Raw genomic sequence first — 2,916 nt, 5'->3', positions numbered from 1 at the left:
GGAAGAGCTCCTCATCGTGCAGTCCATCGAGTCCGGAGCAAACGGGGAGTCCTCGATTTCTATCGATTTCACCTGGCCTCCGGTCGATTTCGCGAAGGGCGGACCGACCGAGGACGCGCTCGAAGCCATCTCCCAGATCTATGCGTTCTGCATGGCCACCGGCCGTAAGCCCATCGCGGTGCTCACCCGCGAGTACGGACTCACGAAGCAGACCGCATCCCGCTGGGTCGCAACTGCCAAACGTCGCGGAATCCTCGTCGAAGAGCATCGGAAGGTGGAAGGCGATGCCACCGGGTAGACCGCCGCTTCGCATCGGGCAGCACGGCAAGATCACGCGTAAGGACTTGGGTGGCGGCGTCTGGCTCGCACGATGCCGGTTCCGCGACGACGACGGCGTCGTACGCATCGTAGAGCGGCGCACTCCACCGGGTCGACGTGACCAGTACGGAAAGCTCGCCGAAGACGCGTTGGTCGAACACCTCGAGTTCCGCCGGACTCCGAGCGAGGACGAGGTGACGCCCGCAACGACGGTCGTAGTTCTCGTACGGACCTACCTCACCCGGCTCGAGGAGGAGGGCCGCGCAGCCGCCACTATCGACACCTACAAGTTCGCGGCCCGGAAACTCGAACTCAAGCTCGGCGGCATCCGGATCGGTGAAGCTACGGCACGACGAGTCGACACCGCGATACGCGCGATGAGCAAAGCTCACGGCCCCACGATGGCGCGTCAAGCCAAGACGATCCTCCGTGGCGCATTGAGCCTCGCGGTCCTCGCCGGCGCGCTCGACACCAACCCCGTTCGAGATGTCGCGCCGATCAAGTCCAAGAACCCGCCCGCAGGAGCGCGTGCCCTCACCGCCGAGGAACTGCGGCGTCTTCTCGTCGCGCTCCACGAGTCCGAGTACTGCAAGGCGAACGATCTGGTCGATCCGATCACACTGCTCATCGCCACCGGCCTCCGGCGCTCCGAGCTGTTGGCCCTGCGATGGGAGGACGTCGACGAGGACGCCGGGACGGTGACCGTGACGGGCAAGGTCGTCCGCGCCAAGGGGGTGGGGCTTCTACGTGTAGACGCAGCGAAGAGCGCAGCCGGACTCCGCACTGTTCCCCTGCCCCTGTTCGCGCTGGAAATGCTCAAGCGGCGCGCCGATCAACCCCAGCAGGGCACCCTCGGGGTGATCTTCCCGTCGACTGCCGGCACCCTGCGCGATCCGAACAACTTCGGCAAGCAGTGGCGCAAGGTCCGCGCCGAACTCGGTGTCGAGGACACGACGACGCACAGCTTCCGGAAGTCGGTAGCCACCCTGATCGATAAGGAGGGACTGTCACCCCGGGTCGGCGCCGACCAACTCGGGCATCGGCACGTCTCCATGACGATGGATCGGTACATGTCTCGCGGCAAGACCCACACGGAAGTAGCCCAGATGTTGGACCGAATCGTGGCCGTAAACGATGAATAAGCGGTGGATCGGTCCGCGCCTGCGGACCGAAACACCCTCTGACGTGGGGCGGGCGGGGCTCGAACCCGCGACCAGCGGATTATGAGTCCGCGGCTCTAACCGACTGAGCTACCGCCCCGTCGCGACGACACTTCGTCGCACAGTGCCGCACTCGTCGCACGGCGCGATCGAATGCTACCCGGACACAGCGGGCAACACTCTGGCGGGTGCGGAGTTAGGAAGATCACATCGATGGATGTCCTGCCGCATCCGTACACCCCCCCGGATGCACAGAATCCTCCCACCCGTGACGGGTGGGAGGATTCTCGGGCGCTCCCCCGGCTGGACTCGAACCAGCAACCGTTCGATTAACAGTCGAATGCTCTGCCAATTGAGCTACAGGGGATTGTCCTGCGGTGCTCCGCGGTTTCCCCCGGTGCGTGAAAAACCATAGCGTCCTACCCGCCGCAGTACCAAATCGCCTGCTTGTGGGCATGCTGCGAGGTCATCGGGCAGGATGGGGACGACGCAGTCACAGGTGGAAGGACAGCACATTGATGGGTTTGTTGGTCGGGGTCGCTGCGGGATACGTGCTCGGCACCCGAGCGGGTCGCGCGAGGTACGAACAGCTCAGCAAGACGGCCAAGGCGGTGGCCGCGAGCCCCGTCACGAAGAAGGCGATCGAGGTGGGCCGGCAGAGACTCGCCGACTCGCTCAGCCCTCAGCCCAAACTCGAACCGATGAAGCCCATCGACGAGACGACCACGATCATGATCCCGCGGGACCAGTTGAAGAAGTAGGCGGTCAGCCGGCCAGGCCGTCACCGATGGCCTGGTCGAGCAAGCTCCGCCGGTACTGCTCGAGCGCCATGAGGTCGCCGAGCAGTGCGTGGAACTCCTCGGATTCGGTGGCCGGGGAGATCCGCTGCAATCTGGATTTCAGTTCGGCCACCTGCTCACCGACCCAGACCTCCTGGAGCCGGGCCAGGACACCGCTGATGTAGCGCGGCAGCCGGTCCTCTTCGGTGGGGACCGGTTCGACGGCGAGTTCCATCACCAGCGAATGCGCGACGGGATCCGTCGCGGCCCGGCCCACGGCGTCGACCCATTCGGCTCCCCCGAGGCCGGCGGCCGTTCCGCCGGCATCGGCGACGGCCTGCCGCACCGCCGCGTAGGCAGGGTCGGTGAATGTCTCCGGCGGCAGTGAGTCGAAGACGGTTCCCGCGATACCCGGATACTGCAGCGCGGCTTTGAGCGCGTCGCGTTGCGGCCACAGTGCCGGATCGTTGGGGCGGGGGCGCCGCAGAGCCGAGGCGGGCTCAGCCGTGGCCGTAGCCGGCCGCGTCCTCGCTTCCGGCGCACGAACTCCCCGGCGCGCTTCCTCCTGCACGCGCCGGCGCACCGTGGGGATGTCGTCCCATCCCGTCCAGTGCGCGAGTTGCACCGCGTAGTTGTCGCGGATCGTGCGGTCCTTGATG

General features: G+C 66.1%; 3 protein-coding genes, 2 tRNA genes and 1 pseudogene. 3 read left to right on the top strand and 3 right to left on the bottom strand.

Annotated elements, in window-relative coordinates; all coding sequences use genetic code 11:
* Positions 1 to 298: hypothetical protein (locus tag R1101_RS0120295; RefSeq protein WP_026003516.1), on the top strand; the 298-nt coding region annotated here is incomplete at its 5' end.
* Positions 285 to 1,460 (top strand): tyrosine-type recombinase/integrase, encoded by a 1,176-nt coding sequence (locus R1101_RS0120290; protein WP_016935127.1) that lies wholly within the window; start codon positions 285 to 287, stop codon positions 1,458 to 1,460. The genes R1101_RS0120295 and R1101_RS0120290, both read left to right, overlap by 14 nt.
* Positions 1,461 to 1,504: 44 nt before the next feature.
* Here R1101_RS0120290 and R1101_RS0120285 read toward each other — a convergent pair.
* Positions 1,505 to 1,578 (bottom strand) — tRNA-Ile (locus tag R1101_RS0120285).
* 194 nt (positions 1,579 to 1,772) lie between these two features.
* A tRNA-Asn gene (locus tag R1101_RS0120280) sits at positions 1,773 to 1,845 on the bottom strand.
* Positions 1,846 to 1,993: 148 nt separating this feature from the next.
* On the opposite strand from R1101_RS0120280, the gene R1101_RS0120275 reads away from it, so the two are divergent.
* Positions 1,994 to 2,239 (top strand): hypothetical protein, encoded by a 246-nt coding sequence (locus tag R1101_RS0120275; protein WP_026003515.1) that lies wholly within the window; start codon positions 1,994 to 1,996, stop codon positions 2,237 to 2,239.
* Positions 2,240 to 2,243: 4 nt separating this feature from the next.
* On the opposite strand, the pseudogene R1101_RS0120270 reads toward R1101_RS0120275, so the two are convergent.
* Positions 2,244 to 2,916, bottom strand: a pseudogene (locus tag R1101_RS0120270) (DNA primase); the annotation flags it as partial.

Source organism: Rhodococcus sp. R1101 (genome assembly GCF_000278445.1).
Classification (GTDB): Bacteria; Actinomycetota; Actinomycetes; order Mycobacteriales; family Mycobacteriaceae; genus Rhodococcus; species Rhodococcus gordoniae.
Note: the sequence above shows the minus strand (reverse complement) of the source record. Positions and strands in the feature narration are given on the sequence as shown.